31 protein-coding genes and 3 tRNA genes are annotated in these 24,521 nt (G+C 66.8%); 16 read left to right on the top strand and 18 right to left on the bottom strand.

Going from position 1 to position 24,521, the window contains the following annotated elements:
- Window positions 1-5 precede the first annotated feature (5 nt).
- Window positions 6-485 (top strand): redoxin domain-containing protein, encoded by a 480-nt coding sequence (locus tag IAE58_RS14095; protein WP_199933493.1) that lies wholly within the window; start codon window positions 6-8, stop codon window positions 483-485.
- Window positions 482-1,000: a thioredoxin domain-containing protein gene (locus IAE58_RS14090; RefSeq protein ID WP_199933492.1), complete on the top strand. Its 519-nt coding sequence runs from the start codon at window positions 482-484 to the stop codon at window positions 998-1,000. Before IAE58_RS14095 ends, IAE58_RS14090 begins: the two co-directional genes overlap by 4 nt.
- 191 nt (window positions 1,001-1,191) lie before the next feature.
- On the opposite strand, the gene IAE58_RS14085 is transcribed toward IAE58_RS14090, so the two are convergent.
- Window positions 1,192-1,953: a hypothetical protein gene (locus IAE58_RS14085; RefSeq protein ID WP_199933491.1), complete on the bottom strand. Its 762-nt coding sequence runs from the start codon at window positions 1,951-1,953 to the stop codon at window positions 1,192-1,194.
- 128 nt (window positions 1,954-2,081) lie between these two features.
- Here IAE58_RS14085 and IAE58_RS14080 point away from each other — a divergent pair, with 128 nt between their 5' ends.
- The 9 genes from IAE58_RS14080 to dxs all read left to right on the top strand — a co-directional run bounded on the left by IAE58_RS14080 (window position 2,082) and on the right by dxs (window position 9,556).
- Window positions 2,082-2,546 (top strand): hypothetical protein, encoded by a 465-nt coding sequence (locus IAE58_RS14080; protein WP_199933490.1) that lies wholly within the window; start codon window positions 2,082-2,084, stop codon window positions 2,544-2,546.
- Window positions 2,543-3,010, top strand: a complete 468-nt coding sequence (locus tag IAE58_RS14075; protein ID WP_199933489.1) for a hypothetical protein — start codon at window positions 2,543-2,545, stop codon at window positions 3,008-3,010. The genes IAE58_RS14080 and IAE58_RS14075 overlap by 4 nt, the downstream gene beginning before the upstream one ends.
- Before the next feature lie 261 nt (window positions 3,011-3,271).
- A tRNA-Phe gene (locus IAE58_RS14070) sits at window positions 3,272-3,347 on the top strand.
- A 46-nt stretch (window positions 3,348-3,393) separates the two neighbouring features.
- Window positions 3,394-3,469: transfer RNA gene (locus tag IAE58_RS14065), tRNA-Phe, on the top strand.
- 118 nt (window positions 3,470-3,587) lie between these two features.
- Window positions 3,588-4,142 (top strand): lipocalin family protein, encoded by a 555-nt coding sequence (locus IAE58_RS14060; RefSeq protein WP_199933488.1) that lies wholly within the window; start codon window positions 3,588-3,590, stop codon window positions 4,140-4,142.
- Between the two features lie 125 nt (window positions 4,143-4,267).
- Window positions 4,268-4,744, top strand: coding sequence for an LEA type 2 family protein (locus IAE58_RS14055; RefSeq protein WP_199933487.1), 477 nt, complete (start codon window positions 4,268-4,270; stop codon window positions 4,742-4,744).
- A 58-nt stretch (window positions 4,745-4,802) separates the two neighbouring features.
- A complete protein-coding gene (locus IAE58_RS14050; RefSeq protein ID WP_199933486.1) occupies window positions 4,803-6,593 on the top strand; it encodes an acyl-CoA dehydrogenase C-terminal domain-containing protein in 1,791 nt (596 codons plus the stop codon).
- 284 nt (window positions 6,594-6,877) lie between these two features.
- Window positions 6,878-7,543: an HNH endonuclease gene (locus IAE58_RS14045; protein ID WP_108771950.1), complete on the top strand. Its 666-nt coding sequence runs from the start codon at window positions 6,878-6,880 to the stop codon at window positions 7,541-7,543.
- Window positions 7,544-7,648: 105 nt separating this feature from the next.
- Entirely contained in the window at window positions 7,649-9,556 is a 1,908-nt protein-coding gene (dxs, locus tag IAE58_RS14040) for a 1-deoxy-D-xylulose-5-phosphate synthase (RefSeq protein ID WP_199933485.1), read from the top strand.
- A gap of 76 nt (window positions 9,557-9,632) precedes the next feature.
- Here the strand turns inward: dxs and IAE58_RS14035 are convergent, their stop codons facing one another.
- The 3 genes from IAE58_RS14035 to IAE58_RS14025 all read right to left on the bottom strand — a co-directional run bounded on the left by IAE58_RS14035 (window position 9,633) and on the right by IAE58_RS14025 (window position 10,877).
- Complete coding sequence (locus IAE58_RS14035) at window positions 9,633-9,836, bottom strand: hypothetical protein (RefSeq protein ID WP_108750183.1); 204 nt, start codon at window positions 9,834-9,836, stop codon at window positions 9,633-9,635.
- Window positions 9,837-10,008: 172 nt separating this feature from the next.
- On the bottom strand, window positions 10,009-10,539 hold the full coding sequence (locus tag IAE58_RS14030; protein ID WP_108762503.1) for a DUF3011 domain-containing protein: 531 nt from the start codon (window positions 10,537-10,539) through the stop codon (window positions 10,009-10,011).
- Window positions 10,540-10,670: 131 nt separating this feature from the next.
- The gene (locus IAE58_RS14025; RefSeq protein ID WP_108756716.1) at window positions 10,671-10,877 is read right to left on the bottom strand and encodes a hypothetical protein; all 207 of its coding nucleotides are present in this window, start codon (window positions 10,875-10,877) and stop codon (window positions 10,671-10,673) included.
- A 401-nt stretch (window positions 10,878-11,278) separates the two neighbouring features.
- Between IAE58_RS14025 and IAE58_RS14020 the strand changes: the two genes are divergently transcribed.
- The 4 genes from IAE58_RS14020 (at window position 11,279) to IAE58_RS14005 (ending at window position 13,309) form a co-directional block, all read left to right on the top strand.
- A complete protein-coding gene (locus IAE58_RS14020; RefSeq protein ID WP_199933484.1) occupies window positions 11,279-11,560 on the top strand; it encodes a hypothetical protein in 282 nt (93 codons plus the stop codon).
- A 24-nt stretch (window positions 11,561-11,584) separates the two neighbouring features.
- Window positions 11,585-11,818 (top strand): DUF1653 domain-containing protein, encoded by a 234-nt coding sequence (locus IAE58_RS14015; protein WP_199933483.1) that lies wholly within the window; start codon window positions 11,585-11,587, stop codon window positions 11,816-11,818.
- Between the two features lie 75 nt (window positions 11,819-11,893).
- Window positions 11,894-12,649, top strand: a complete 756-nt coding sequence (locus IAE58_RS14010; RefSeq protein WP_199933482.1) for a transporter — start codon at window positions 11,894-11,896, stop codon at window positions 12,647-12,649.
- A gap of 63 nt (window positions 12,650-12,712) precedes the next feature.
- On the top strand, window positions 12,713-13,309 hold the full coding sequence (locus IAE58_RS14005; protein WP_199933481.1) for a TetR/AcrR family transcriptional regulator: 597 nt from the start codon (window positions 12,713-12,715) through the stop codon (window positions 13,307-13,309).
- Here the strand turns inward: IAE58_RS14005 and IAE58_RS14000 are convergent.
- Both IAE58_RS14000 and IAE58_RS13995 read right to left on the bottom strand, forming a co-directional pair.
- The gene (locus tag IAE58_RS14000; protein ID WP_108750190.1) at window positions 13,306-13,479 is read right to left on the bottom strand and encodes a DUF1328 domain-containing protein; all 174 of its coding nucleotides are present in this window, start codon (window positions 13,477-13,479) and stop codon (window positions 13,306-13,308) included. The genes IAE58_RS14005 and IAE58_RS14000 overlap by 4 nt on opposite strands.
- 105 nt (window positions 13,480-13,584) lie before the next feature.
- Window positions 13,585-14,223, bottom strand: a complete 639-nt coding sequence (locus tag IAE58_RS13995; protein ID WP_199933480.1) for a LysE family translocator — start codon at window positions 14,221-14,223, stop codon at window positions 13,585-13,587.
- 150 nt (window positions 14,224-14,373) lie between these two features.
- On the opposite strand from IAE58_RS13995, the gene IAE58_RS13990 reads away from it, so the two are divergent.
- The gene (locus IAE58_RS13990) at window positions 14,374-15,063 is read left to right on the top strand and encodes an aspartate/glutamate racemase family protein (protein ID WP_199933479.1); all 690 of its coding nucleotides are present in this window, start codon (window positions 14,374-14,376) and stop codon (window positions 15,061-15,063) included.
- 83 nt (window positions 15,064-15,146) lie between these two features.
- Here IAE58_RS13990 and IAE58_RS13985 read toward each other — a convergent pair whose 3' ends face one another.
- The 12 genes from IAE58_RS13985 to thrS form a co-directional block, all read right to left on the bottom strand.
- A complete protein-coding gene (locus tag IAE58_RS13985) occupies window positions 15,147-15,506 on the bottom strand; it encodes a hypothetical protein (RefSeq protein WP_199933478.1) in 360 nt (119 codons plus the stop codon).
- Between the two features lie 185 nt (window positions 15,507-15,691).
- Window positions 15,692-16,036 carry a phosphotyrosine protein phosphatase gene (locus IAE58_RS13980; protein WP_199933477.1) on the bottom strand — a complete coding sequence of 115 codons (345 nt, stop codon included), beginning with the start codon at window positions 16,034-16,036 and terminating at the stop codon, window positions 15,692-15,694.
- Window positions 16,033-16,233 (bottom strand): hypothetical protein, encoded by a 201-nt coding sequence (locus tag IAE58_RS13975; RefSeq protein WP_108753677.1) that lies wholly within the window; start codon window positions 16,231-16,233, stop codon window positions 16,033-16,035. The genes IAE58_RS13980 and IAE58_RS13975 overlap by 4 nt, the downstream gene beginning before the upstream one ends.
- A 120-nt stretch (window positions 16,234-16,353) precedes the next feature.
- Window positions 16,354-16,430 (bottom strand) — tRNA-Pro (locus IAE58_RS13970).
- Window positions 16,431-16,498: 68 nt separating this feature from the next.
- Window positions 16,499-16,855, bottom strand: a complete 357-nt coding sequence (locus IAE58_RS13965; protein ID WP_005410431.1) for a MerR family transcriptional regulator — start codon at window positions 16,853-16,855, stop codon at window positions 16,499-16,501.
- Entirely contained in the window at window positions 16,836-17,135 is a 300-nt protein-coding gene (locus IAE58_RS13960) for an integration host factor subunit alpha (protein WP_108750195.1), read from the bottom strand. The genes IAE58_RS13965 and IAE58_RS13960 overlap by 20 nt, the downstream gene beginning before the upstream one ends.
- 27 nt (window positions 17,136-17,162) lie before the next feature.
- Window positions 17,163-19,544 carry a phenylalanine--tRNA ligase subunit beta gene (gene pheT / locus IAE58_RS13955; protein ID WP_200734982.1) on the bottom strand — a complete coding sequence of 794 codons (2,382 nt, stop codon included), beginning with the start codon at window positions 19,542-19,544 and terminating at the stop codon, window positions 17,163-17,165.
- Between the two features lie 100 nt (window positions 19,545-19,644).
- The gene (gene pheS, locus IAE58_RS13950; protein WP_199933475.1) at window positions 19,645-20,640 is read right to left on the bottom strand and encodes a phenylalanine--tRNA ligase subunit alpha; all 996 of its coding nucleotides are present in this window, start codon (window positions 20,638-20,640) and stop codon (window positions 19,645-19,647) included.
- Between the two features lie 196 nt (window positions 20,641-20,836).
- Window positions 20,837-21,196: a 50S ribosomal protein L20 gene (gene rplT / locus IAE58_RS13945; protein WP_005410435.1), complete on the bottom strand. Its 360-nt coding sequence runs from the start codon at window positions 21,194-21,196 to the stop codon at window positions 20,837-20,839.
- Between the two features lie 11 nt (window positions 21,197-21,207).
- On the bottom strand, window positions 21,208-21,405 hold the full coding sequence (gene rpmI, locus IAE58_RS13940) for a 50S ribosomal protein L35 (RefSeq protein WP_002811096.1): 198 nt from the start codon (window positions 21,403-21,405) through the stop codon (window positions 21,208-21,210).
- A gap of 254 nt (window positions 21,406-21,659) precedes the next feature.
- Entirely contained in the window at window positions 21,660-22,202 is a 543-nt protein-coding gene (infC, locus tag IAE58_RS13935; RefSeq protein WP_108750197.1) for a translation initiation factor IF-3, read from the bottom strand.
- Window positions 22,203-22,250: 48 nt separating this feature from the next.
- Window positions 22,251-24,152 (bottom strand): threonine--tRNA ligase, encoded by a 1,902-nt coding sequence (thrS, locus tag IAE58_RS13930; protein ID WP_108750198.1) that lies wholly within the window; start codon window positions 24,150-24,152, stop codon window positions 22,251-22,253.
- Window positions 24,153-24,521: the final 369 nt, after the last annotated feature.

Below are 24,521 nucleotides of genomic sequence, written 5' to 3'. Positions count from 1 at the left end.
CCCCGCTGCCGCCGGGAACGCCCGCCCCCGACTTCCGCCTGCCCGCCACGCCCGACCAGGCCGTCACCCTGGCAGAGCTGCGCGGCCGCCCGGTCATCCTTGCCTTCTACCCCGCTGACTGGAGCCCGGTCTGCGGCGACCAGATGGCCCTGTACAACCAGTTGCTGCCCGAGTTCCAGCGACAGGGCGCGCAGTTGATCGGCATCTCGGTGGATGGCGTCTGGTGCCACGCCGCGTTCGCCGAACAGCGCCACCTGCACTTTCCGCTGCTGGCCGACTTCGAACCCAAGGGCGCCGTCGCCCGGCAGTTCGGCGCCTATCGCGAACACGATGGGGTCTGCGAACGTGCGCTGTTCGTGATCGATGCGCAGGGCATCGTGCGCTGGAGCTACCTGTCGCCGCTGGGCATCAATCCCGGTGCCGATGGCATTCTGGATGCGTTGTCACGCCTGCCGCGCACGGCGGCGGCGGAGGTGACCCCATGAGCCGCCTGCACGTTCCCGTCAGCGCCAGCGACCATGCCAGCGGCCCGGCCGATGCGGCGGTCACCCTGGTCGAATATGGCGACTACCAGTGCCCGTACTGCGGCCAGGCCTACCCCATCGTAAAGACCCTGCAGCAGGCGTTGGGCGATTCGCTGCGGCTGGTGTTCCGCAACTTCCCGCTCAGCGAAATGCACCCGGATGCCCTGAATGCCGCGCGCCTGGCCGAAGCCGCTGCCGACGCCGGACACTTCTGGAGCGCCCATGACCTGCTGTACGAACGCCAGGGTGCGCTGGCGCCGCACGACCTGCAGCGCTATGGCGAACTGCTGCAGTTGCCGCCCGAACGCGTGCGCGCCGCATTGGCCGGCGCCGACGATGCACGCATCGAGTCCGACTTCATGGGCGGCGTGCGCAGCGGCGTGAATGGCACGCCCTGTTTCTTCATCAACGGCGTGCGCCACGATGACAGCTGGGACTACGACACCCTGCTGCTGGCGCTGCAGCGCGCGATGTAATCCGGCGGTCGCGGCGGCGCGCTTGTGGGCGTCAACATTCCATGCCCACAACCGCGCCAGCAGCGAGCGCAACTACCGGCACCCGCTGAACGTCACCGTGGTCGTGGACGACGGCTGCGCGCGGCGCTGGAGCAGGCCCTGCGCTTGCGCCTGCAACAACGGCCCAACCGCCGCGTGCAGGCGCCTACGGCTCAGGCCTGCACGCACTCGCGCACCGCGAACGGGTGTCCGCAGGCACTGCATTCGGAATGACCGAAGGCCAGTTCCAGCAACTGCCCGGCGCGGATATCGCCATCGCCGCGCACCTGCTGCATCAGCCACTCCTCGGCCACGCCGACCGGTTCACCGGGCAGCATCGCAGACGTCGCCGACGGGGCACCGAATACCGGATCCTCATGGCAGACATATGGGGCTTCAACATCCAGCGTGCAGTACAGGTCGGCCGAACAAGCCACGCACTCTCCCACGATCTCGCCCTCGGCAAGCCGGTCCAGGTGCTGCGACCAGGCTTTTTCACCACTCAGCCCCAGCCACGCCTGGCGCAGCCAGCCACGCGGGCCATGCCCATCCTCGGACAGCGGCACTGCCTCCCGGCCACTGCCCTGCAGGCGCTTGAGCACCTTGCTGCGCAGCGCCTGGATGACATCGCCGTGCGGCGCCAGGCCCGGGTCGCCCACGTCCGAGCCGGCAACGATCGCACCGGCCAGCAGCAGCGCGTCATCACCGTCGCTGCGCCCGGTCTGCCGCGCGATTGACAACAGCACCGGCAGCGCGGCGTGGCTGGCAGGGTAGACCGTGCCCTGGTGGCATAGATGCGACCAGATGTCGTTCCAGTCCTGCTGGTGCTGCGGGTCCATCAGCGCGGCCAGCAGCGCACCCGCTTCAGAGGCGTCGCCATAGGCACACTGCAGCGTGCCCCAATCGATGGCATGAACGTCGGCGGTCCTCGGCATGTCCTTCCCTGGCCAATGTGGTACGCGGCCCAGCATGCCCCATCATCGGGCCGATTGGACAGCGCGCTTGTGGCTGCAACCCACGCGCGGCCACAATCGGCACACCCACCGACGCACAAGGAAGCGCCATGAATCGCCGCGCCCTGTTGGCCTCACTGCTGGTCCCGCTGCTGCTGACGACCGGCTGCGCCCATCGCCTGGCTGCCGCGCCGCCGCCGGTGCCCGGCTACATCGGCAACTACGAAGCCGTTCGTGCCGCGCAGGACGATCCAGCGCGCGGTATTTCCGGCACCTTCGCCATGAGCGTGCAGGCCGTCGGCAGCGACGATGGCCGCATCTACCTCAACAGCGAACGCGACTACCGGCACCCGCTGAACATCACCCTCAGCATGGATGCCGCGCTGCGCCCCGCGCTGGAAGAAGCGCTGGGCCTGAAGCTGGACTACTTGCAGAACCGCCGCCTGCTGGTGGCCGGCACCGCGCGCCGGGTGCGCATCGACTTCATCAATGCCAGCGGCCAACCCAGCGGCAAGTACTACTACCAGACGCAGATCAACGTCAGCGATCCACGACAGGTGCGTTTCGCACCGTGAGAGCGCCTTGCAGTGCACCGCGGGCGCTTGATTTCAACGCCGCCGACGGCAGCATCGGCCTGGGTGAGCTGCCGCTGAGGATCGGTCCGACGCTTACGCTGGCACAGGCCTGCGCGGGTTTTGCCGCGCTGCTGCAGGACAGCCGCGACCTCGGCAACGGCTACCAGTGGCTGCACCTGCACGCGCTTCAGCTGCATGGCGTGCCGGCGGCAGTCGCCCTGTGCTTCCACGGGCAGGCGCTGTCGATGCTGTCCATCGGCGTGCAGCTGCCCGGCGCGCCGATGGAAGACGGCTGGCCCACCCAGGCCGCCATCGATGCCGAAGTCGCGTTCATGCGCCGCGCCTTGGCCAACGCGCTGGGACGCCCGCTCAACGCCGGCCGCGCCCGTTTCGACTGGGGCGAGGCCTGGGCCGTGTTCGACCCGAAGGGCTTCATGGCCAGCAGTGGCTTGTCCTACCGCTAGTGCACCGCCCTGCCCGGCCGCATCGCCTTGGCAGGCTCAATCAATTTTCACCACCAGCGTGCCGAAGTTGCCCCCCTGCAGCAGGCCGACGCCGGCATCCCCCGCCCACCGGCGGCCTGCATTCCGCCGCGCACGCAGGATCAAGCACTTGCGCGCGCGCAGACGGCAATGTGAAGGTTTTTTGCCAAAACGCTTGCCGAATGCGGTCTACCTCCGTAACATGCGCGTCCTCGGCAGCGACCTCGCTGCAACGAAAAAAGTGGCCGAGTAGCTCAGTTGGTAGAGCAGGGGATTGAAAATCCCCGTGTCGGCGGTTCGATTCCGTCCTCGGCCACCACTTTCGAAGGCCTGCAGAAATGCAGGTCTTTTTTTTCCAGATACAGGGCCGAGTAGCTCAGTTGGTAGAGCAGGGGATTGAAAATCCCCGTGTCGGCGGTTCGATTCCGTCCTCGGCCACCATGTATGAAGACCTGCAGAAGTGCAGGTCTTTTTTTTTCGCCCGCGCGCGGTTGACGAAACATTTACACCGCTGTGCATCGCGCCGCCTACGCTCGGGGTTCCCTGCCGGAGCCCGCCGATGCACCTGCGCCCTGCCCTGCTTGCCTGCCTGCTGCTGCTCACCACGCCCCCTGCCCTTGCGGCCGAACCGGTGCGCGCGGTCGATGCGCTGGATATCGATCGCTATGCCGGCCAGTGGCACGAAATCGCCCACCTGCCGGTGTCGTTCCAGAAGAAGTGCGTGGCCGACATCACCGCCACCTACGGCCTGCGCCAGGACGGGCGCATCAGCGTGCGCAACCGCTGCCGCACCGGCGAAGGCGACTACCTGCAGGCCGATGGCATTGCACGCCCGGTGGCCGGCCAGCCCGGGCAACTGGAAGTGCGTTTCGCCCCGGACTGGTTGAGCTGGGTGCCGCTGGTCTGGGCCGATTACTGGGTGATCGCCCTGGACCCGGAGTATCAGTGGGCCGTGGTCGGTGAACCGGACCGCAAGTACCTGTGGATCCTGTCGCGCGAACCGCGCATGGACCGCGCCCTGTTCGAGCGGTTGAAGGCGCGGGCCGGGCAGATGGGCTACGACCTGGCGCCGCTGCGGACGATGGCGCCCCTGGTTGAGACCGCATCGCCCTGAGCGTGGCGGTGACCGCAGCGCGCCATCTTCACACGCTACCCTTGCGACGGTCGCCAGCGGCGATCCATTCGACCATACGCCGTAGTATGCTTAGTTCACGCACTGCCCCCAGAGGACCTGCGCCCATGCTCCACCGCTTCCGTATCACCTTGATCATCCTGTGTACCCTGGCCCTGGCTGCTTGCAGCGATGGCATCGTCAAGCGTGTTTCGGAACCGGCGGCCAGCCTGCAGCAGCTGACCGTGCGCGCCGACGGCGGCTGGACCGTGGCCCTGCGCCTGCAGAACTTCAGCTCCATGCCCATGACCTTCGATGACGTGGCCCTGGCCCTGACCGTCGGCGACACCGAGGCGGGCACCCTGCAGGCCCGCCCGGCCATTTCCATCGGCGGGGTGTCGGCCGACGTGGTCACCCTTGAATTCACCCCCAGCGCCGCCGCGCGCCTGGTGGTGGCCGACGCGCTGGCCGGCAACCGCACCCTGGCCTACGGCCTGAAGGGCACGGTCGCGGCCACGCCCGAAGACAAGAAGCAGCGCAGCTTCGATATTTCCGGCCGCAGCACCCTGAACCAGGCCCCCGGCCTGCCCGGCGTGCTGCGCTGAGTCCTTCCCTGCCGCGGCGCCCGTCGCCGCTCCCCGTTCCCTGATCGAGACGTACCCGATGAGCAGCTATACCGCACCGCTTTCCGACCTCCGTTTCGCCCTGCACGACGTGCTCAAGGTGGAACCGCTGTTCGCCCGCGTCGGCTTCACCGACGCCACCGCCGACGTGGTCGATGCCGTGCTGGAAGAAGCCGGCCGTTTCAGTGCCAGCGTGCTGGCGCCGCTGAACAGCGTGGGCGATGAAATCGGCTGCGTGCTCGACCAGGCCAGCGGCGAAGTAACCACCCCGCCCGGCTTCAAGCAGGCTTACGACCAGTTTGTGGACGGCGGCTGGACCGGCCTGACCGCATCGCCGGAACTGGGCGGCCAGGGCCTGCCGCACACCCTGGGCGTGCCGCTGAATGAAATGATCAACGCCGCCAACCTGGCCTGGGGCAACTTCCCGCTGCTCTCGCATGGCGCCATCGAAGCGCTGAAGCAGCACGGCGAAGCGTGGCAGCACGACGCCTTCCTGAAGCCGCTGATCGAAGGCCGCTGGACCGGCACCATGTGCCTGACCGAACCGCACTGCGGCACCGACCTGGGCCTGCTGAAGACCAAGGCCGAGCCGAACGCCGACGGCAGCTATGCGATCACCGGCACCAAGATCTTCATCACCGCCGGCGAACATGATCTGACCGAGAACATCGTGCACCTGGTGCTGGCCAAGCTGCCCGACGCACCGGCCGGCGCCAAGGGCATCTCGCTGTTCGTCACCCCCAAGTTCAAGGTCGACCGCGACGGCAATGTCGGCGAGCGCAACGCACTGCGCTGCGGCTCGATCGAGCACAAGATGGGCATCAAGGGTTCGGTCACCTGCGTGATGAACTTCGATGGTGCACAGGGCTACCTGGTCGGCCAACCGCACAAGGGTCTGCAGGCCATGTTCACCATGATGAACACTGCGCGCCTGGGCGTTGGCCTGCAGGGCATCGGCCTGTCCGAGCGCGCCTACCAGAACGCGCTGAAGTACAGCCGCGAGCGCCTGCAGTCGCGCGCCCTGAGCGGGCCGAAATTCCCGGAGAAGGCCGCCGATCCGATCCTGGTACACCCGGACGTGCGCCGCATGCTGCTGACCATCAAGTCGCTGGTGGAAGGCAGCCGCCTGCTGGCCCTGCATGCAGCCACACTGATCGACGTGGCACACAGCGCCGACGATGCGGCCGAGCGCGAGCGCGCCGACACCCTGGTCAGCTTCCTCACCCCGATCTCGAAGGCCTGCCAGACCGAATGGGGCATCGAGAACACCTACAACGCGCTGCAGTGCTTCGGTGGCCACGGCTACATCCGCGAACACGGCATGGAGCAGTTGGCGCGCGACGCCCGCATCACCACGCTGTATGAAGGCACCACCGGCATCCAGGCGCTGGACCTGATCGGCCGCAAGACCGCCTCCAGCCAGGGCGCCGGCCTGAAGCTGATGCTGGCCGAGATCGAAGCCTTCGCCAAGGAACACGAAGGCAACGAGGCCCTGGCCGAGTTCATCGGCCCGCTGCGCGCCAAGGCCGCCGAATGGGGCAAGCTGACGATGGACGTACTGCAGCGCGCGGCCGGCAACCCGGACGAACTGGGCGCGGCCAGCTACGACTACCTGTTCTATTCCGGCTACGTGGTGCTGGCCTACTGGTGGGCACGCAGCGTGGCCGCCGCCGATGCCAGCGCACACGGCGCCGCCTTCGCCCAGGGCAAGCGCGAAACCGCGCGCTTCTACTTCGCCCGCGTGCTGCCGCGCACCCTCAGCCACGCCGCCGCCATCCAGGCCGGCGCCGCCCCGCTGATGGCCATGGACGACGAACGCTTCGGCGCCTGAGCCCTTGGGGTCAGAGCCCTTTTCCCTGCGGGAAAAGGATCCGACCCCGACCGCGCCGCGCGGCGGTTGAAACGGGGTCAGAGCCCTTTCCTGCGGAAAGGGATCCGACCCCCACCCGGCAGCCCCCGACCCTCTGTCTGGAGAGAAGCCCCCTTTTGTTAAAGGGGGCGCGCCGACAGGCGCGGGGAATAGGAGGAATGCGCGGACCTGGATGTTGGCAATTTGTGTAACGCCCAACGGGCGATACACAAATTGTCAACATTCAGGTATAAGCTGTTTTCCCGATGGAGACAGACACTACACGCTTGGGTCTGATCGATACCGGAGCCTCGTTTTCTGCTCCGGGCGCCGAAGCATCGCCCAACGCAGGCACCCTGCACCGCCCCGGAACGGTCCGGCTGCTGTCCCTGGACGCCCACGGCCGTGTACTGGACTGGATCACCTGGCAGGACGCAGCCTGTCTCTACGCCCGCGACGCTGTAGCCTGGACCCTGGGCGATCCCTGCCTGCACATCCACGGTGGCACCAACCGGCTCAGCGGCACGCAGAGCGGCATGGACCTGCACCCGATCATCGCCGCACGTGGCCACGCCCGTTCGCGCGCCATCGACCCCACCCCGAACCTGACCAACCCAGCCCTGTTCGCCCGCGATGCACACCTGTGTCTGTACTGCGGCCAGCAGTTCAACCGCCCCACGCTCACCCGCGACCACGTCATTCCGCTGTCCAAGGGCGGCCTGGACTGCTGGGAAAACGTAGTCACCGCCTGCTTCCACTGCAATTCGCGCAAGAGCGACCGCACCCCGCAGCAGGCCGGCATGCCCTTGCTGGCAGTACCGTACCGGCCCAGCTGGATCGAGCACCTGATCCTGTCCAACCGCAACATCCTGGCCGACCAGATGGCCTTCCTGAAGGCACAGTTGCCCAAGCGTTCCAAGCTCAGCACCTGAACACCGCCACCAGCAGCCGTCACTGTCCTGTCACGGATAGCGGCGTTTGCTTGCCCCACCCCCGATTGAGGGCGAAAATGGCCGTTCAGAACAAGTGCGAACACGATGATCGACTCTGCCCGCTATCCCCGCCTCGCGCGCATCCGCACCCCGGATGACCTGCGCACGTTCGACGAATCCGAGATGCGCGCGGTCGCCGATGAACTGCGCGCCTACCTGATCGAATCGGTGGGCAAGAGCGGTGGCCATTTCGCCGCCGGCCTGGGCGTGATCGAACTCACCGTAGCGCTGCATTACCTGTACAAGACCCCGCACGACCAGCTGGTCTGGGACGTGGGCCACCAGACCTACCCGCACAAGATCCTCACCGGCCGCCGCGACGAGATCCACACCGTCAAGCAGAAGGACGGCGTCGCGCCGTTCCCCAAGCGCGAGGAAAGCGAGTACGACACCTTCGGGGTCGGCCATTCGTCCACCTCCATTTCCGCGGCGCTGGGCATGGCCATCGCGCGCCAGGCCGCCGGCGATGAACGCCAGGTGGTGGCGGTGATCGGCGATGGCGCCATGACCGCCGGCATGGCCTTCGAAGCGCTGATGCACGCCGGTGGCATGGACCCTGAACCGAACCTGCTGGTGATCCTCAACGACAACAACATGTCGATTTCCGAGGCTGTCGGCGGGCTCACCAAGATGCTCGGCCGCGCCACCGGCAGCCGCACGCTGAACGCGCTGCGCGAAGGCGGCAAGAAGATCCTGGGCGACAAGAAGAACAATCCCGCCCGCTTCGTCAAGCGCTGGGAAGAACACTGGAAGGGAATGTTCGTGCCCTCCACGATGTTCGAGGAAATGGGCTTCCACTACACCGGCCCGATCGACGGCCACGACATGCCGGCCCTGCTGTCCACGCTGAAGACGCTGCGCGCCTCCAAGGGGCCGAAGCTGCTGCACGTGATGACCACCAAGGGCAAGGGCTACGAGCCCGCCGAAGGCGACCAGATCGGCTATCACGCCGTGGGGCCGTTCGATCCGGACAAGGGCCTGGTGGCCAAGGCCGGCGCCAAGAAACCGACCTACACCGATGTGTTCAGCGACTGGCTGTGCGATGCCGCCGCCGCCGAGCCGCGCCTGTACGGCATCACCCCGGCCATGCGCGAGGGCTCGGGCCTGGTGCGCTTCAGCAAGCAATACCCGCAGCGCTACTTCGACGTGGCCATCGCCGAGCAGCACGCGGTCACCCTGGCCGCCGGCATGGCCACCCAGGGCGGCAAGCCGGTCGTGGCGATCTATTCCACGTTCCTGCAGCGCGCCTACGACCAGCTGGTGCACGACGTGGCCATCCAGGACCTGGACGTGCTGTTCGCCATCGACCGCGCCGGCGTGGTCGGCCCGGACGGTGCCACCCATGCCGGCAACCTGGACCTGAGCTTCCTGCGCTGCGTGCCGAACATGGTGGTGATGGCCCCGTCTGACGAGGCCGAGTGCCGGCAGATGCTCAGCACCGGCCTGCAGCACCCGGGCCCGGCCGCGGTGCGTTACCCGCGCGGCAGCGGCACCGGCGTTGCTGCCGGCACCGACCTGTCCACCTTGCCGATCGGCAAGGGCGAGCTGCGCGTGCAGGGCAGCCGTATCGCCCTGCTCGCCTTCGGCAGCACGGTTCCGGCCGCCGAGCAGGTGGGCCGCGAACTGGGCCTGAGCGTGGTCAACATGCGCTTCATCAAGCCGCTGGACCGCGAGCTTGTGCTGGCCATGGCCGCCCAGCACGAGGGCCTGGTGACAATTGAGGACAACGTGGTGGCCGGCGGCGCCGGCTCGGCGGTGGGCGAGCTGCTGAATGCAGAAAACGTGCTGCGCCCGATCCTGCACCTGGGCCTGCCCGATGCCTTCCAGCACCATGCCAGCCGCGAAGACCTGCTGGCCGAGGCCGGGATCGACGCGGCCGGCATCCGTGCGGCGGTGCTCAAGCGCTGGCCGCAGCTGGCCAATGGCGCGGCGCCATTGAGCGCGGCCAGCTGAGAAATGCAAGTGCAGCCACGCATGGCGTGGCTCTACTGCGTCCCGGTAGATCCACGCCATGCGTGGATGGCCGCCCTCAGCCGTAGCTGATCGCCTCGACAAATGCGCCGCTGGCTTCAACACGCACGGCGGCGCGCTGGCCGGTGTCGGTGAAATGCAGGCGGGCCAGGGTTTCGGCGAAATCAAAGGCGCGTACGCCATCGCGGAACCCGATCGGTTCGGGCCTGTCCGGGTGCAGCACGCGCCACTGGCGCTGCTCGCATTGCAGTCGGATCAACATGCGTTGCTCACTCCTTGGAACAGCGTATGAAACCGCGACGGAGGCGGGCCCTTCCTGGGCCGGGCAGCGGCGCGGGCCGGGGCGTCCATGACGCTCCGGTTGCCGACAATACGATGAAAAAACTGTGATCGCTATCAGATTTTTCTGATTCGCACGCGATCCGGCGCGCGCGTCAGTTCACCTGGAACTGCGCCCGGCAGCCATCGCTCACCCAGACCCCGCGACGGTCCCAGCCCCAGCTGCGGCCTTCAATGCAGGCGCTGCGGGATTCCTGCCGCACCAGGCGCACGCCGCGGCGCACCCGCGCATCGCAGTACTGCTGGCGATGATCGTTGGAATGGCAGGCAATCACCTGGCCGCCACTGTTACCACCGCCCCAGCCGTGGCCACCGCCCCAGCCTCCCCGGGATTCACCGACGAACTCGGCACGGCAGCCGCGGGTCACCCACACGCCCGACCGCGACTGGCCCCAGGTATCACCTTCCACGCAGGGCGAGCCGGACAGCTGGCGGATCAAGCGCGCCCGCCCGTCCAGACGGCATTCGTTGCTGCGGCCCTTCACCGACTCGCAGCGCACGATGCCACTGCTGCCGCGATCGTCATAACGCTCGTCATATCCATAGCGCTGGGCCTGCGCCGTGCCGGCCAGCGCCAGCAGGGGCAGCAGAGCACCCAGCGTCCAACCACGCAGTTCCTTGCCCATCCATCTTTCTCCACCTGAATACGATGGAGCCAAGCATCGGGGATTCGGCCCGGCGCGCACAGAGGGGGAAGCGGCAGCGGTTCCTGATGTGTTCAAACAACCGAACGCGACCTGACCGCCCGCCGCCGCGCTCAGTGTCCGAAGCGCAGAGCGTCCACCGCGCTGCCCAGCGCGGCCACCCGCACCGTGCTGCTCTGCCCGGTCCGGTGATGGTGCTCGCTGGCGTGGGCGGCGGCCGTGTCGAAGGCGACTGCGCCGCTGTCGAAGGCCTGCACTTCCTGCGAGCGGGGATCGATGAACGACCAGCGCTGGGCGTGGCATTGGACGGTGATGACCATCTCGAGCTCCTGCAATTGGAAAATCCAGGTCGGGGAACCCCGACCGGTGCTATGGGGGATACGGTAGCCAGCGGTTCCGGGGACGCCTATCAGATTTGTCCGAAAAATCCGTACGCAAAGCGCGGGATGGCGGCCTCGTCACATCCCTGAGGACGTTTAGTGAAGAAAATTCGTGACCCTTGTCACGAAGTCTCAGTCGCTTCACACTATCGTCACCAACGGGGGCCCCTTCCACATGCGCACCTTGCTTTCCACCCAGCGTTCCACGCTGCTGAAGTTCTATTTCGTTGCCTGCTATGTCGTGCTGATTGAAGAACTGCTGCGCGCTTCGTTGACGTAAGCGCTTGCCGATTGGCTTGAAAGCGCCTGAAAATGACGCTTTCAAGCCTAGGGCCATCTCCATGCGTCTCGCCTTGCTGATCCCAGCGCTGTGCGCGCTGCTGGTGGCCTGTGCGCCGCCATCGACCACCCCGGCCGAAGGCGCCGCGTCGCCGCCGGCGCCCGCGCAGGTAGGTGGCGATCGCGACGAACACGGTTGCATCGGCTCGGCCGGCTACCAGTGGTGCGCGCGCAGCCAGCGCTGCGAACGGCCCTGGGAACTGGCCCAGGCACAGGGTCTGGCCAATACGGCCGAGGCCATTGGTGCCTGGTGTGCCGCGCCGCCGCGCCCGGCCCGCCCCTGACAGCAGACCCCCACGAGATTCCCGATGACCGCGTTGTCCCCCCTGCCCGCCTTGGCCCCGGGCCGCTACCGCCACTTCAAGGGCGGCCTGTACCAGGTCGTGGATATCGTGCGCAGCAGCGAAACCCTGGAACCGTTGGTGCTGTACCGCGCGCTGTACGGCGAAGGCGGGCTGTGGGTGCGGCCCTACCCGATGTTCGTCGAGCAGGTGCCCGGCGCCGACGGCCCGCAGCCGCGCTTCGCCCGCATCGGCGACTGATCGCCACGACCTCACGCGCTGCGCACGGGCGCGCCGCGCATGCTGCAGGCGACTTCCTGCCGGATCGCCCTGCCCATGCGCCGCCTCCTGATTCCGTGCCTGTGGCTGCTGGCCACGCCGGCCCTGGCCGACGAACTGCCGGCCTTTGATCGTCCCGGCCTCGGCTTCGGCACCGATACGGTGCCGCGCGGCGCGCTGGCACTGGAAGTCGGCCTGCCCACCTGGCAACGCGACCGTGACCGCGGCGGCGTGCGCACCCGCTCGCTGGCGGGCGACGTGCTGTTGCGCACCGGGCTTTCAGAGCAACTGGAACTGCAGGTGTCGACCACCCCATGGCAGCGCCAGAGTGTACGCAGCGCAGACCTGCCGCCCCAGCGCCAGCAAGGCAGCGGCGATACCCAGCTTGCGCTGAAGTGGGCCGGCCCAGGCAGCACCGAGCGCACCGCGTGGGCGTTGTTGGCCAGTGCCGTGGTCGCACGTGGTGATGCCGATTTCAGCGAAGGGCGCCAGTACGCGCTTGCGCTCAGCGTGGAACAGGCGCTGGGCGAGCGCTGGAGCGCCGCACTGTATGCAAGCCACCAGCGCGGCGACGGCGAGCGCAGCACGACGTGGTCACCCAGCCTGTCGCTGGCGGCCAGCGAGCGCCTGAGCCTGTTCGTCGAAGCCGGCATGACCCACAGCCGCGGCGCGCCTGACCAGCGCGTGGCCGGTGCGGGGATCACCTGGATGCTGCGAACGCGCGTGCAGCTGGACGCCTCCTTCGACGCCGGCCTGGATGCCGACAGCCCGGACCTGCAGGTCGGCACCGGTCTGGCGGTCTACTTCGACTGACTCGCACCGCGGCGCGGCAATGCCGCGCGGTATCATGCATACCGTCCAGTCGGTTTCTTCCGTATGTCCGCCCCTTCTCCCCGTATCCGCCGCAACGCGCCGGACAGCGTGCGCCAGGCGCTGCTGCTGTGCACCGCCCGCCTGATCGCCCAGCACGGCTTGGCTGCGCTGACCGTGCAGGACGTGGCCGATGCCGCGGGTGTCAGCAAGGGCGCGCTGTTCCACCACTTCGCCAACAAGCAGGCCTTGATCGACGCTGCCCTGGCCGCACTCACCGACGATTTCGAAGTGCACGTGCGATTCCTGCTCGAGCAGGATGAGATCGCCTACGGCCGCTTCAGCCGTGCCTACGTGCGCGCCTGCTTCGACCACCTGCTGCAGCAGGAACAGGCCAACGATATCGGCCTGAGCCTGGCCCATCTGCTTGAACCGGCCCTGCTGGCGCACTGGCGTGGATGGATGCGGCGCCTGCTGGCCGAGTTCCCCGCCGAGGCGTGCGACGCACGTCTGTACGCCGCACGCTGCGTGGCCGATGGCTACTGGGCCACGGCTTACGGGCAACCGCTCGGCGAGGAGGAGCGACGCAATGCCCTGGCCATGGCGCAGGAAGCACTGAAGCTGTGCCGCTCGCCGTCGCAGACCGTGCCCGCGGCAACCTAGGCGACCTTCTTGGCCACCTTCATGCCCAGCACGAACAGGATGACGGCGATGATGATGCCGGCCCAGAACAGGAACTTGGCGATCCCCACGGCGGCGCCGGCGATGCCGCCGAAGCCCAGCACGCCGGCAATCAGGCCGATGATGGCGAAAATGATGGCCCACTTGATCATGTCAAACCTTTCCCCTGCGGGGCGTTCATTGGTGTGATCAGGCTAGGCAAACGCCGATGCCAGGTACGTGAACAGGCCGCACCTGCAGCGTGAAATCGCGTTCTCTCAGCGCGGCCGGAAACGCAGCAGGGCCACGGCGAACGCCAGGAACACCGTGCCCACCAGGCGCTCGAACCAGCGCTGCGCGAACGGCTTGGCCAGCCAGCGGCGCAGGCCATGGCCACCGGCGGCGTACATCACATACCAGAACAGTTCGCAGCCGGCGAAGGTGACCACCAGCACCGCGTACTGCATGCCCTGCGCACGTGCCGGATCGATGAACTGCGGCAGGAACGCTGCGGCGAACAGCAGCAGCTTGGGATTGCTCAGGCCCACCAGCAGGCCGCCGCGGAATACCGCGGCGTGGCCCTGCACCAGCGCCGGCAGCGGTGCGTCGCCAGTGCTTTCGGCATTCACCTGCAGGCTGTCACGCCAGGCCTTGATGCCCAGCCAGGCCAGGTAGGCCACGCCCAGGTAACGCAGCACGTCGAACACCAGCGGCGATGAGCGCAGCACCGCACTCAGGCCCGCTGCCGACGCGGCCAGCACCAGCAGCATCGCCAGCAGGCAACCGGCCATGGCCGGCACGCTGCGGCGGAAGCCCAGCCCGACACTGCGGCCGAGGATATGCAGCATGTTCGGTCCGGGGGTGCCACACAGCACGAACACGGTGGCCAGGAACCACCACCAGGTTTGCAGGGCCATTGCTGTTCTCGACGCGGGAAGCCCACCAGCTTAAGGGTTGGCGACGCGCGGCAGTACGTACAGCCCGGAGCCTGATCGACGGTTACAGAAGGCAGCCGACATGCGAGGGCCCGTCTGTGCTGCAATGCGGCTTCCAGCACGGAGACACGCATGAAGACCTTGGGCCTGATTGGCGGCATGAGCTGGGAAAGCTCGGCGCAGTACTACCGCCTCATCAACGAGGATGTCCGCCAGCGGCTGGGCGGCGCGCACTCGGCGCAGCTGCTGCTCTGGTCGGTGGATTTTGCCCGCATCAAACAGCTGCAGCACGACGGCGACTGGGACGCGCTGGGCGTGGAGATGATCGATGCCGCCCGCCGGCTGCAGGCAGGTGGCGCCGACCTGCTGGTGGTCTGCACCAACACCATGCACAAGCTGGCCCCACAACTGGAAGCGGCCTGCCCGCTGCCGCTGCTGCATATCGCCGATCCGACCGCCAAAGCCATCCGCCGCGCCGACCTGCGCACGGTCGGCCTGCTCGGCACCGCCTTCACCATGGAAGAAGACTTCTACCGCAAGCGGCTGAGCGAGCGCTTCGGGTTGCAGGTGCTGGTGCCGGACGCCGACGACCGCCGCGACGTGCACGACATCATCTACCGCGAGCTGATTGCCGGCGTGGTGAGTGAAGCCTCGCGGCAGCGCTATGTGGAGGTGATCGCACGCCTGGTGGCGCGCGGCGCCGAAGCCATCATCCTGGGATGCACCGAGATCATGTTGCTGGTACGGGAACAGGACAGCCCGGTACCGCTGTTCGATACCACCACCCTGCACGCCCGTGCCGCGGTGGACGCCGCTTTGTAGAGTCGAGCCATGCTCGACTGCGGTTGGCCGAGGCATCGAGCATGGCTCGACGCTACAGAAGGCGCGGTCGAGCGAGCTCGACGCTACGGCGCCTGGATTTCCAGCGCCGTTTCCAGCCACTCCACCACGGCGGGCGAATCGCAGAGGAAGAACAGCGCATCGCCGCTGCGCGCTTCGGTCAACAGGCGATACACGCTGATGGCCACGCCGGACTGGCTGGCAATGAACACTTCGCCGCTGCGCGGGCCTTCCACCTGCCGTGAAAGGTGCTGCAGTGCCCGGCGCGCGGCAACGGTGTCGGCCGGCTCTGCCTCGCGGCGCAGCTCGACGCCGCGCAGGCCCCAGGACACGAACACGCGTTTGCCCTTGAACGTGGTGTCCAGGACCTGCACGTCGGCCGCGCCTTCGCCGGCCGAGCGATGAATGACGATACTGCTGATCAACGCAACCCCCTGTGGTCGTCGTGGTCCGCACACCGCCTGCACGCCACTACGCCGCAACCCGGGGCTGGAAGCTCCAGCCCGCTGGCGCGGCGAAGAACGCGAAGGAAGACCGATGCGATCGGATCTGTCGATGATGATACGGGAAGTACCCCGGCGTATGGGTCTGCACGCTGAACGGCAGGCGGTTACGCGCGTTGGCCTGCCCGCTCGGCCAGGCACGCGCCCACGCGCATTTCCAGCAGCGCCATCAACGCCGGGTCCATGCAGGCGTAATCGTCGGGAATATCCAGGCAGTGCAGCGGCGTGTGCAGCAGCAGACGCGCGAACTGCGCCTGCAGGCGATGCTGGTGCTTGGCTTCCATCACGAAGATCACATTGGCCCAGTGCAGATCCTGCACGCTGATGGGCCGCCGTGCATGCGGGCTGGTGCCGGCCGAGCGCGCATTGAAGCCCGGCCGCCGTCGCCAGATGGCTTCGGCGGTGGGGCTGCGCAACTGGTTGCGGCCGCAGACGAAGAGCAGGTTGATCATGGCTGCTCCAGCTGCTGGCGCACGCTCTGGATGGGATAGACGAAGCCCAGTTGCCGTGCACGCGCCAGCTTTGCGCTGCGCAGGTACATCAGCTTCCAGTTCTTTTCAGGCTTGATCAGCGCCACGCGCGTTGCGCGATCGCCGCCATGCAGGCGCGCCGTGGCACGACGCCAGGCGCGGTTTCGGTGGTGGTACATGCAGTGTTCTCGTAAGGACCGGGGTCAGCAGCCGCGGTGATACGAGTGGCGCGCAGCATACACCGGCGCAACAAAAAAGCCCACGCTGTGATGCGCGGGCTTTTCGGTTCATTGCAGTAATGGTCGGGACGGCCGGATTCGAACCGACGACCCTCTGCCCCCCAGGCAGATGCGCTACCAGGCTGCGCTACGCCCCGACTGATGCTGCAATGTTCCCGCCTGTGTGGCGGGCCGTGAAGTATAGCGGATTACTTGGAAAAAAGGTTCAGCGTCGCAGCAGTTGCAGCACTTCTTCCAGTTCCATCCGCACCTGCTTGATGATCTGGTTGCTCAGCGCCGATTCCTCGCGCGCATCCGGACCGTCCAGGCGCAGGCGCGCGCCGCCGATGGTGTAACCCTGTTCGTACAGCAGGCTGCGGATCTGCCGCACCATCAGCACGTCGTGGCGCTGGTAGTAGCGGCGGTTGCCACGGCGCTTGGCCGGCTCAAGGCTGGGAAATTCGGTTTCCCAGTAGCGCAGCACGTGCGGCTTGACGTCGCACAGCTCGCTTACTTCACCAATGGTGAAGTAGCGCTTGGCCGGGATCGGCGGAAGTTCGCGGTTACTGCCCGGATCCAGCATAAGCTTCCACCCTCTCCTTGAGCTTCTGGCCCGGACGGAAGGTGACCACCGTACGGGCGGAAATGGGAATTTCCTCGCCGGTCTTGGGGTTGCGACCCGGGCGCTGGCTCTTGCGCCGCAGATCGAAATTACCGAAGCCCGACAGCTTCACCTGACGTCCCTGTTCCAATGCTTCACGCAGCACATCGAAAAACGCGTCGACGAATTCCTTGGCTTCCCGCTTGTTCAGACCGACTTCGTCGAACAGCTTTTCCGCCATCTCCGCCTTGGTCAATGCCATTGCCTGCTACCCCCGAGTGCTGCCCGCTCAGCCGCGGATCCGGGCGTGATGTTCACGCTCGATGGCAGTGACCGCCTCGGCCACCACCGCTTCCACGTCGCGGTCCGTCAGAGTGCGCGACTTGTCCTGCAAAATCAAGCCCATAGCGAGACTCTTGAACCCCGGCTCGACCCCCTGCCCGACGTAACGGTCGAACAGGTTCAGCTCGCGCAGCAGCGGCCCGGCGGCCTGGCGGATGGTGGCGGCCAGGTCGCTCCAGGCCACCTGTTCAGGCACCAGGAACGCCAGGTCGCGGCGCACCGCCGGGAACCGCGACAGCTCGCCGGCACGCGGCAGTGCACGGGCACTGAGCGGCTCCAGGTCCAGCTCGAACGCATAGACATCCACTTCGATGTCCATGGCCTTGGCCAGGCGCGGGTGGATCTGGCCGATCCAGCCGATCGCCACGCCGTCGCGATGGATCTCGGCAGAACGGGCCGGATGGCCGAACGGGCGCTGCGACGGGCGGAATTCGAGTACCGCGCCGCTGGCGGCCGCCAGCGATTCCAGGTCGCCCTTCAGATCATGGAAGTCGACCTTGCGGGTCGGCAGGCCCCACTGCACGGCCTGCGCATCGCCGCACACGGCGGCGGCCACGCGCGGGATTTCGAGCGGTGCCGGCTGGCCTTCGCCGTCCTGCTGGGCGAACACCCGGCCGACCTCGAACAGGCGCACGCGCGCCAGCTGACGGGCGGCATTGCGGCCCAGGGTGGCGACCAGGCCCGGCAGCAGCGCCGGGCGCATCACCGCCAGCTCGGCCGACAGCGGATTGGCCAGCGGCACCAGGTGGTCGCGCAGCTGCCACTGGGTCAGCAGGGCATCGTCGACGAAGGCGAAATTCAGGGTTTCCTGCAGATCGCGGGCGATCAGCTGGCGGCGCACGCTCAGCACGTCCAGCTGGGTCTCGGTCGGCATCGCCACGCGTGCAGCACCGCCCGGCAGGGTGGTCGGAATCTGCTCGTAACCGTGGATACGGGCCAGTTCCTCGATCAGGTCTTCTTCGATGGCGATGTCGAAGCGGCGGCTCGGCGCGGTCACCTGCCAGCCGTCGCCGGCCGCGGTCACGCCCATGCCCAACGCGCGCAGGATGCGCTCGACTTCGGCGTCTTCAATGGTGATGCCCAGCACGCGGGTGATGCGTGCGCGGCGCAGGGTGATCGTTGCCGCCTGCGGCAGATCCGCCTGATTGACCGCCTCGGTGACCGGCGCCGGGATACCGCCGGCCAGATCCAGCACCAGACGGGTGGCGTACTCGATGGCGGTGCGCGGCAGTGCCGGGTCCACGCCACGTTCGAAACGGTGGCCGGCATCGGTGTGCAGGCCCAGCTTGCGGCCGCGGCCCATGATGGCGGCCGGGGCGAAGTGCGCGGCCTCCAGGAACACCGCGGTGGTGTCGTCGGTCACGCGGGTGTCGAAGCCGCCCATCAGCCCGGCCAGGCCAACCGCGCGGTCGGCATCGGTCACCACCAGGAAGCTGTCGTCCAGCACCGCATCGCGGCCGTCGAGCAGCTTGATGGTTTCATTGGCGCGCGAACGGCGCACGCCGATGCTGCCCTGCAGGGTGCCCAGGTCGTAGGCGTGCATCGGCTGGCCCAGTTCCAGCATCACGTACTGGGTGATGTCGACCAGCAGCGACACCGGGCGCACGCCGCTGCGGCGCAGGCGCTCGGCCATCCACAGCGGGGTCTTGGCGGCGGCATTCACGCCTTCGATCACGCGGCCCAGGTAGCGCGGCGCTTCGGCGCCGGCAGCAAGGGTGATGGCAAGTTCGCGGCTGCCAACCGGGGCAATCGCCTCGGCAGCGAACGCCAGCACTTCGCTGCGGGTGGCGGCGGCCACGTCGTAGGCGATGCCGCGCACGCTGAAGCAGTCGGCGCGGTTGGGGGTCAGCTTGATCTCGATGCTGGCATCGGGCAGGCCCAGGTACTCGACCAGGGTCTGGCCGACCGGCGCGTCATCGGGCAGTTCCAGCAGGCCCGAGGCATCGTTGTCCAGGCCCAGTTCCTTGGCCGAGCACAGCATGCCGTTGGATTCCACGCCGCGCAGCTTGGCCGGCTTGATCTTCAGGTCACCGATCTGCGCGCCGACCATGGCCAGCGGCGCGACCAGGCCCGGGCGCGCGTTGGGCGCACCGCAGACGATCTGCAGCAGCTCGCCCTGCCCTGCATCGACCTTGCACACCTGCAGGCGATCGGCTTCGGGATGGCGCACGGCCTCGACGATGCGGGCCACGACCACGTGCTGCAGGCCGTTGCCGAGCGCGGTCACCTCTTCCACTTCCAGACCGATGGCGGTCAGCACCGCGCTCAGTTCATCGCGCGAGGCGGAGGTCGGGACGTGGCTGCGCAGCCAGTTTTCGGAGAATTTCATGGTGTCACCCTGGTGGGCCCGGCGCATGCGCCTGGGCCTGCGAATTTAGGAGCAGTCGATTCAGGAACAGTCGAGCAAGCTCGACTCTACGGGTCGGCGCTTACGCGAACTGTTTCAGGAACCGCACGTCGTTTTCGAAGAACGCGCGCAGGTCGTTCACGCCATAGCGGAGCATCGCAAAGCGCTCCACGCCCAGGCCGAAGGCGAAGCCGGTGTAGCGTTCCGGATCAATGCCGACGTTGCGCAGCACGTTCGGGTGCACCATGCCGCAGCCCAGCACTTCCAGCCAGCGGGTGCTGCCGTCGGGCTGCTGCCAGGCGATGTCCACTTCCGCGCCCGGCTCCACGAACGGGAAGTAGCTGGGGCGGAAGCGCATTTCGAAATCGCGCTCGAAGAACGCGCGCACGAACTCGGCCAGGGTGCCCTTCAGGTCGGCGAAGGTGGAATGCTCGTCCACCAGCAGGCCTTCCACCTGGTGGAACATCGGCGAATGGGTCTGGTCGCTGTCGCTGCGGTACACCTTGCCGGCGGCGATCATGCGCAGCGGCGGCTGGTGCTGGCCCATGTAGCGCACCTGCACACCGGAGGTATGCGTGCGCAGCAGGCGGCCATCACCGAAGTAGAAGGTGTCGTGCATGGCGCGCGCCGGATGGTGCGGCGGGAAGTTCAGCGCCTCGAAGTTGTGCCAGTCGTCCTCGATTTCCGGCCCTTCGGAAAGCTCGTAGCCCAGCCGGCCGAAAATGCCGGTGATGCGCTCCAGGGTGCGGGTGATCGGGTGCAGGCCGGCGCGCTCGCCATTGCGGCCCGGCAGGGTGATGTCGATGGCTTCGGCGGCCAGGCGCGCATCCAGTGCGGCGTTTTCCAGCACGGCCTTGCGCTCGCCCAGCGCGCTGGACAGCGCGTCACGGGCCTGGTTGATGGCCTCACCGGCAGCCTTGCGCTCGTCGGCCGGCAGGGTGCCCAGCTGCTTCAGCTGCGCGGTGATGCTGCCGCTCTTGCCGAGCAGGGCCACGCGCAGCTGTTCCAGCACGTCGGGGCTCTGTGCGGCGGCCACGTCGGCCAGCGCCTGGGTGGTGAGGGATTGGATGTCGCTCATGGGGGGCCGGAACTCCAGTCGGTCTGCCATCGCGATGCGCGAAGGGCCGACCCCTGTCGCCACCGCCGGTCCCCGCAACGCGCGCCTGCGGCATTGCCGGAACCCAAAAAAGAATGGGGAAGGACTTGCGCCCTTCCCCATGCATTGCCTCTACCTGACACCGTTCACCGTGAACGGAAACGGCATCGGGAAGGACTTATGCCGCCAGTGCGCCCTTGGCCTTTTCGGCCAGCGCAGCAAAACCGGCTGCGTCGTGCACGGCGATATCAGCCAGGACCTTGCGGTCCAGGGTGATGCCGGCCTTCAGCAGGCCGTTCATGAAGCGGCTGTAGCTCAGGCCGTTGATGCGGGCAGCCGCATTGATACGGGTGATCCACAGCGAACGGAAGTTGCGCTTCTTCTGCTTACGGCCGATGTAGGCGTACTGCTGTGCCTTGATGACGGCCTGCTTGGCAACGCGGAAGACCTTGCGACGGGCGTTGTAATAGCCCTTGGCCAGGTCCAGAATTTTCTTGTGGCGGCGACGCGCCTGTACGCCACGCTTAACTCGTGCCATTTTTCAGTTCCTCAGAGGTAAGGGAGCATACGATCCAGACGGCCGGCGTCTTCTGCACGGACGTGGTTCGTCTGACGCAGGTTACGCTTACGCTTGGTCGCTTTCTTCGTGAGGATGTGGCTACGGTTGGCGTGGCCGCACTTGTACTTGCCCGAGGCGGTCTTGCGGAAACGCTTGGCCGCTGCCCGGTTGGTCTTGATCTTGGGCATTGCAATGTCCTTGATGGGGGTGACCCTGGTTTCTGACTGATCTGGCGGTGGCCATTGCCACTCTTTCCGTCCTGCCATGATCGGCGTACGACCCGTCCTGGGTGGGTCGAGCCGGGCATGATACAGGCAAATCCGCCCCGCCACCAGCCCTTTCAGCCGTTTTCGTACCTTGCCGCAAAAGCAAAGGGGCGCCCGTGGCGCCCCTTTACCCTGAACCGTTCAGCCAGGCGCCCCGAAGGGCGGCCCGCCAGGCCTCAGGTCTTCTTCTTCGGCGCGATCATCATCACCATCTGGCGCCCTTCCAGGCGCGGACGGCTTTCAATGACGATGTCCTCGCCCAGATCGGCCTCGATGCGGTTGGCCATTTCACGACCCAGTTCCTGGTGGCTCATTTCACGGCCACGGAAACGGATGTTGACCTTGATCTTGTCACCGTCTTCAAGGAAACCACGCATCTTGCGCAGCTTGATCTGGTAGTCGCCCTCGTCCGTGACCGGACGGAACTTCACTTCCTTGATCTCGACCTGCTTGGTCTTCTTCTTGGCCTCGCTGGCCTTCTTCTGCGCTTCGAACTTGAACTTGCCGAAGTCCATGATCTTGCAGACCGGCGGATCGGCCTGCGGCTGGATTTCGACCAGGTCCAGGCCTTCATCTTCGGCCATGGACAGCGCTTCGTCGCGCGACAACACGCCGATCATTTCTCCGTCACTGCCGATCACGCGGACGCGCGGCACACGGATTTCCTGATTCCTGCGGTTCTGTTTGTTGTCAGGGGTGCTGATATTACGTTCTCCCAAGGGTATCGAACCGGCCCGGGTGCCTATGCCCCCGGACCGGACCTTTGCTTACGCGCCCTCGGCCTGCAGCCGTTCGATGAAGGCCTGCAGACTCATGCTGCCCAGGTCTTCGCCAGAACGCGTACGCACCGCCACAGCCCCATTTTCCTTCTCGCGGTCACCGATGACCAGCAGGTAAGGCACGCGCTGCAACGTATGCTCGCGGATTTTATAGCCGATCTTCTCGTTACGCAAATCCGAGCTGACGCGGAAGCCTTGCTCCGCAAGGGTTTGGGTCACGCCCGTGACGTATTCAGCTTGGGCATCGGTGATATTGGCCACCACCACCTGGGTCGGCGCCAGCCAGGCCGGGAACTGGCCGGCATGGTGCTCGATCAGGATGCCCAGGAAGCGCTCCATCGAACCGACGATGGCCCGGTGCAGCATGACCGGGTGCTTCTTCTGGCTGTTCTCGTCCACGTACTCGGCGCCCAGGCGGCCGGGCATCATGAAATCGACCTGCATGGTGCCCAGCTGCCAGGTGCGGCCGATGGCGTCCTTCAGGTGGTACTCGATCTTCGGGCCGTAGAAGGCACCCTCGCCCGGCAGCTCCTGCCATTCCACGCCACAGCTGGACAGCGCCGAGCGCAGCGCGCCTTCGGCCTTGTCCCAGGTGGCGTCATCGCCCAGGCGCGATTCCGGGCGCAGCGCGATCTTGATCTGGATCTCGTCGAAGCCGAAGTGCTGGTACACCGCCAGCGCCTGCTGGTGGAACGCGGTCACTTCCGATTCGATCTGGCTTTCGGTGCAGAACACATGGCCGTCGTCCTGGGTGAAACCACGCACGCGCAGGATGCCGTGCAGCGCGCCGGACGGCTCGTTGCGGTGGCAGGAACCGAATTCACCGTAGCGGATCGGCAGGTCGCGGTAGCTGTGCAGGCCCTGGTTGAACACCTGCACGTGGCCCGGGCAGTTCATCGGCTTGACCGCGTAGGTGCGCTTCTCCGATTCGGTGAAGAACATGTTGTCCTGGTAGTTGTCCCAGTGGCCGGACTTCTTCCACAGGCTCACGTCCAGGATCTGCGGGCAGCGCACTTCGCCGTAGCCGCTGCTGCGGTAGACCTTGCGCATGTACTGCTCGACCACCTGCCACAACGCCCAGCCCTTGGGGTGCCAGAACACCAGGCCCGGCGCTTCTTCCTGCAGGTGGAACAGATCCTGCTGCTTGCCGATGCGGCGGTGGTCGCGCATTTCGGCTTCTTCAATGCGCTTGATGTAGGCCTCGAGCTGCTTCTTGTCGGCCCAGGCGGTGCCGTAGATGCGCTGCAGCTGTTCGTTCTGCGCATCGCCGCGCCAGTACGCGCCGGAAATGCGGGTCAGCTTGAAGGCCTTCAGGAAGCGCGTGTTCGGCACGTGCGGACCGCGGCACATGTCCACGTATTCCTGGTGGTAGTACATGCCCATGGCCTGGATGTCGTCGGACATGTCCTCGATCAGGCGCAGCTTGTAGTCCTCGCCACGCGCCTTGAAGATCTCGATCACTTCCGCGCGCGGGGTCATCTTCTTGATGACGTCGTAATCCTGGGCGATCAGTTCACCCATGCGCTTTTCGATGGCAGCCATGTCTTCCGGCGTGAACGGGCGCTCGGAATAGATGTCGTAGTAGAAGCCTTCGGCGATGACCGGGCCGATCACCATCTTCACGTCCGGGTACAGCTGCTTGACGGCGTGACCGACCAGGTGGGCGCAGGAGTGGCGGATGATTTCCACGCCCTCCTCGTCCTTGGCGGTGATGATGCGCAGGCTGGCGTCCTTGGCGATCACGTCGCTGGCATCGACCAGCACGCCATCGACCGAACCGGCGATGGTGGCCTTGGCCAGGCCGGCGCCAATCGACTGGGCGACGTCCATGACGCTGACGGGGTTTTCGAATTCGCGGCGGCTGCCGTCGGGAAGGGTGATGTTGATCATCGATAGGGCTTCGTGCGGGGCCCGCGCTGCGGGCTGGAATGCAGTCCCGGGCGGACGCCCGGGTAATAAAAAAGCGCCACGAGGGCGCCTGGAACAGGGCCTTCGGGGGCAGATCAGCGATGGGCGGTGGTAGTGCTCATGTCGCACGCTCGGCCGGCGCACGGGCGCGGGCCACCTTGTTCCAGAGAGTCAGGCACTGATCTTAAACCAGCGCACGACAAAGCCCAAGCGCCTGCGCGCAGGACTGAATGGGACCTGCTGGCGGGGTGAAATAGCAATGATTACCATGTGCGGTCGGCGCAGCCGATGCCCGCCCGCCCCGCTTCCGCCCGCCGCCGCCCGCCGCGCCCGAACAGAGCACCCCGCCGC

It is taken from the genome of Stenotrophomonas sp. S49 (assembly GCF_016624905.1).
Lineage (GTDB): Bacteria > Pseudomonadota > Gammaproteobacteria > Xanthomonadales > Xanthomonadaceae > Stenotrophomonas.
This window is presented reverse-complemented; position numbering and strand designations above follow the sequence as displayed.

Excerpts from the sequence above, each read along its gene's own strand:
- IAE58_RS14090 (WP_199933492.1), top strand. The coding sequence starts at position 482 with ATGAGCCGCCTGCACGTTCCCGTCAGCGCCAGCGACCATGCCAGCGGC.
- IAE58_RS14085 (WP_199933491.1), bottom strand. The coding sequence starts at position 1,953 with ATGCCGAGGACCGCCGACGTTCATGCCATCGATTGGGGCACGCTGCAG.
- IAE58_RS14080 (WP_199933490.1), top strand. The coding sequence starts at position 2,082 with ATGAATCGCCGCGCCCTGTTGGCCTCACTGCTGGTCCCGCTGCTGCTG.
- IAE58_RS14060 (WP_199933488.1), top strand. The coding sequence starts at position 3,588 with ATGCACCTGCGCCCTGCCCTGCTTGCCTGCCTGCTGCTGCTCACCACG.
- IAE58_RS14055 (WP_199933487.1), top strand. The coding sequence starts at position 4,268 with ATGCTCCACCGCTTCCGTATCACCTTGATCATCCTGTGTACCCTGGCC.
- IAE58_RS14050 (WP_199933486.1), top strand. The coding sequence starts at position 4,803 with ATGAGCAGCTATACCGCACCGCTTTCCGACCTCCGTTTCGCCCTGCAC.
- IAE58_RS14045 (WP_108771950.1), top strand. The coding sequence starts at position 6,878 with ATGGAGACAGACACTACACGCTTGGGTCTGATCGATACCGGAGCCTCG.
- dxs (WP_199933485.1), top strand. The coding sequence starts at position 7,649 with ATGATCGACTCTGCCCGCTATCCCCGCCTCGCGCGCATCCGCACCCCG.
- IAE58_RS14035 (WP_108750183.1), bottom strand. The coding sequence starts at position 9,836 with ATGTTGATCCGACTGCAATGCGAGCAGCGCCAGTGGCGCGTGCTGCAC.
- IAE58_RS14030 (WP_108762503.1), bottom strand. The coding sequence starts at position 10,539 with ATGGGCAAGGAACTGCGTGGTTGGACGCTGGGTGCTCTGCTGCCCCTG.
- IAE58_RS14025 (WP_108756716.1), bottom strand. The coding sequence starts at position 10,877 with ATGGTCATCACCGTCCAATGCCACGCCCAGCGCTGGTCGTTCATCGAT.
- IAE58_RS14020 (WP_199933484.1), top strand. The coding sequence starts at position 11,279 with ATGCGTCTCGCCTTGCTGATCCCAGCGCTGTGCGCGCTGCTGGTGGCC.
- IAE58_RS14015 (WP_199933483.1), top strand. The coding sequence starts at position 11,585 with ATGACCGCGTTGTCCCCCCTGCCCGCCTTGGCCCCGGGCCGCTACCGC.
- IAE58_RS14010 (WP_199933482.1), top strand. The coding sequence starts at position 11,894 with ATGCGCCGCCTCCTGATTCCGTGCCTGTGGCTGCTGGCCACGCCGGCC.
- IAE58_RS14005 (WP_199933481.1), top strand. The coding sequence starts at position 12,713 with ATGTCCGCCCCTTCTCCCCGTATCCGCCGCAACGCGCCGGACAGCGTG.
- IAE58_RS14000 (WP_108750190.1), bottom strand. The coding sequence starts at position 13,479 with ATGATCAAGTGGGCCATCATTTTCGCCATCATCGGCCTGATTGCCGGC.
- IAE58_RS13995 (WP_199933480.1), bottom strand. The coding sequence starts at position 14,223 with ATGGCCCTGCAAACCTGGTGGTGGTTCCTGGCCACCGTGTTCGTGCTG.
- IAE58_RS13990 (WP_199933479.1), top strand. The coding sequence starts at position 14,374 with ATGAAGACCTTGGGCCTGATTGGCGGCATGAGCTGGGAAAGCTCGGCG.
- IAE58_RS13980 (WP_199933477.1), bottom strand. The coding sequence starts at position 16,036 with ATGATCAACCTGCTCTTCGTCTGCGGCCGCAACCAGTTGCGCAGCCCC.
- IAE58_RS13975 (WP_108753677.1), bottom strand. The coding sequence starts at position 16,233 with ATGTACCACCACCGAAACCGCGCCTGGCGTCGTGCCACGGCGCGCCTG.
- IAE58_RS13965 (WP_005410431.1), bottom strand. The coding sequence starts at position 16,855 with ATGCTGGATCCGGGCAGTAACCGCGAACTTCCGCCGATCCCGGCCAAG.
- IAE58_RS13960 (WP_108750195.1), bottom strand. The coding sequence starts at position 17,135 with ATGGCATTGACCAAGGCGGAGATGGCGGAAAAGCTGTTCGACGAAGTC.
- pheT (WP_200734982.1), bottom strand. The coding sequence starts at position 19,544 with ATGAAATTCTCCGAAAACTGGCTGCGCAGCCACGTCCCGACCTCCGCC.
- pheS (WP_199933475.1), bottom strand. The coding sequence starts at position 20,640 with ATGAGCGACATCCAATCCCTCACCACCCAGGCGCTGGCCGACGTGGCC.
- rplT (WP_005410435.1), bottom strand. The coding sequence starts at position 21,196 with ATGGCACGAGTTAAGCGTGGCGTACAGGCGCGTCGCCGCCACAAGAAA.
- rpmI (WP_002811096.1), bottom strand. The coding sequence starts at position 21,405 with ATGCCCAAGATCAAGACCAACCGGGCAGCGGCCAAGCGTTTCCGCAAG.
- thrS (WP_108750198.1), bottom strand. The coding sequence starts at position 24,152 with ATGATCAACATCACCCTTCCCGACGGCAGCCGCCGCGAATTCGAAAAC.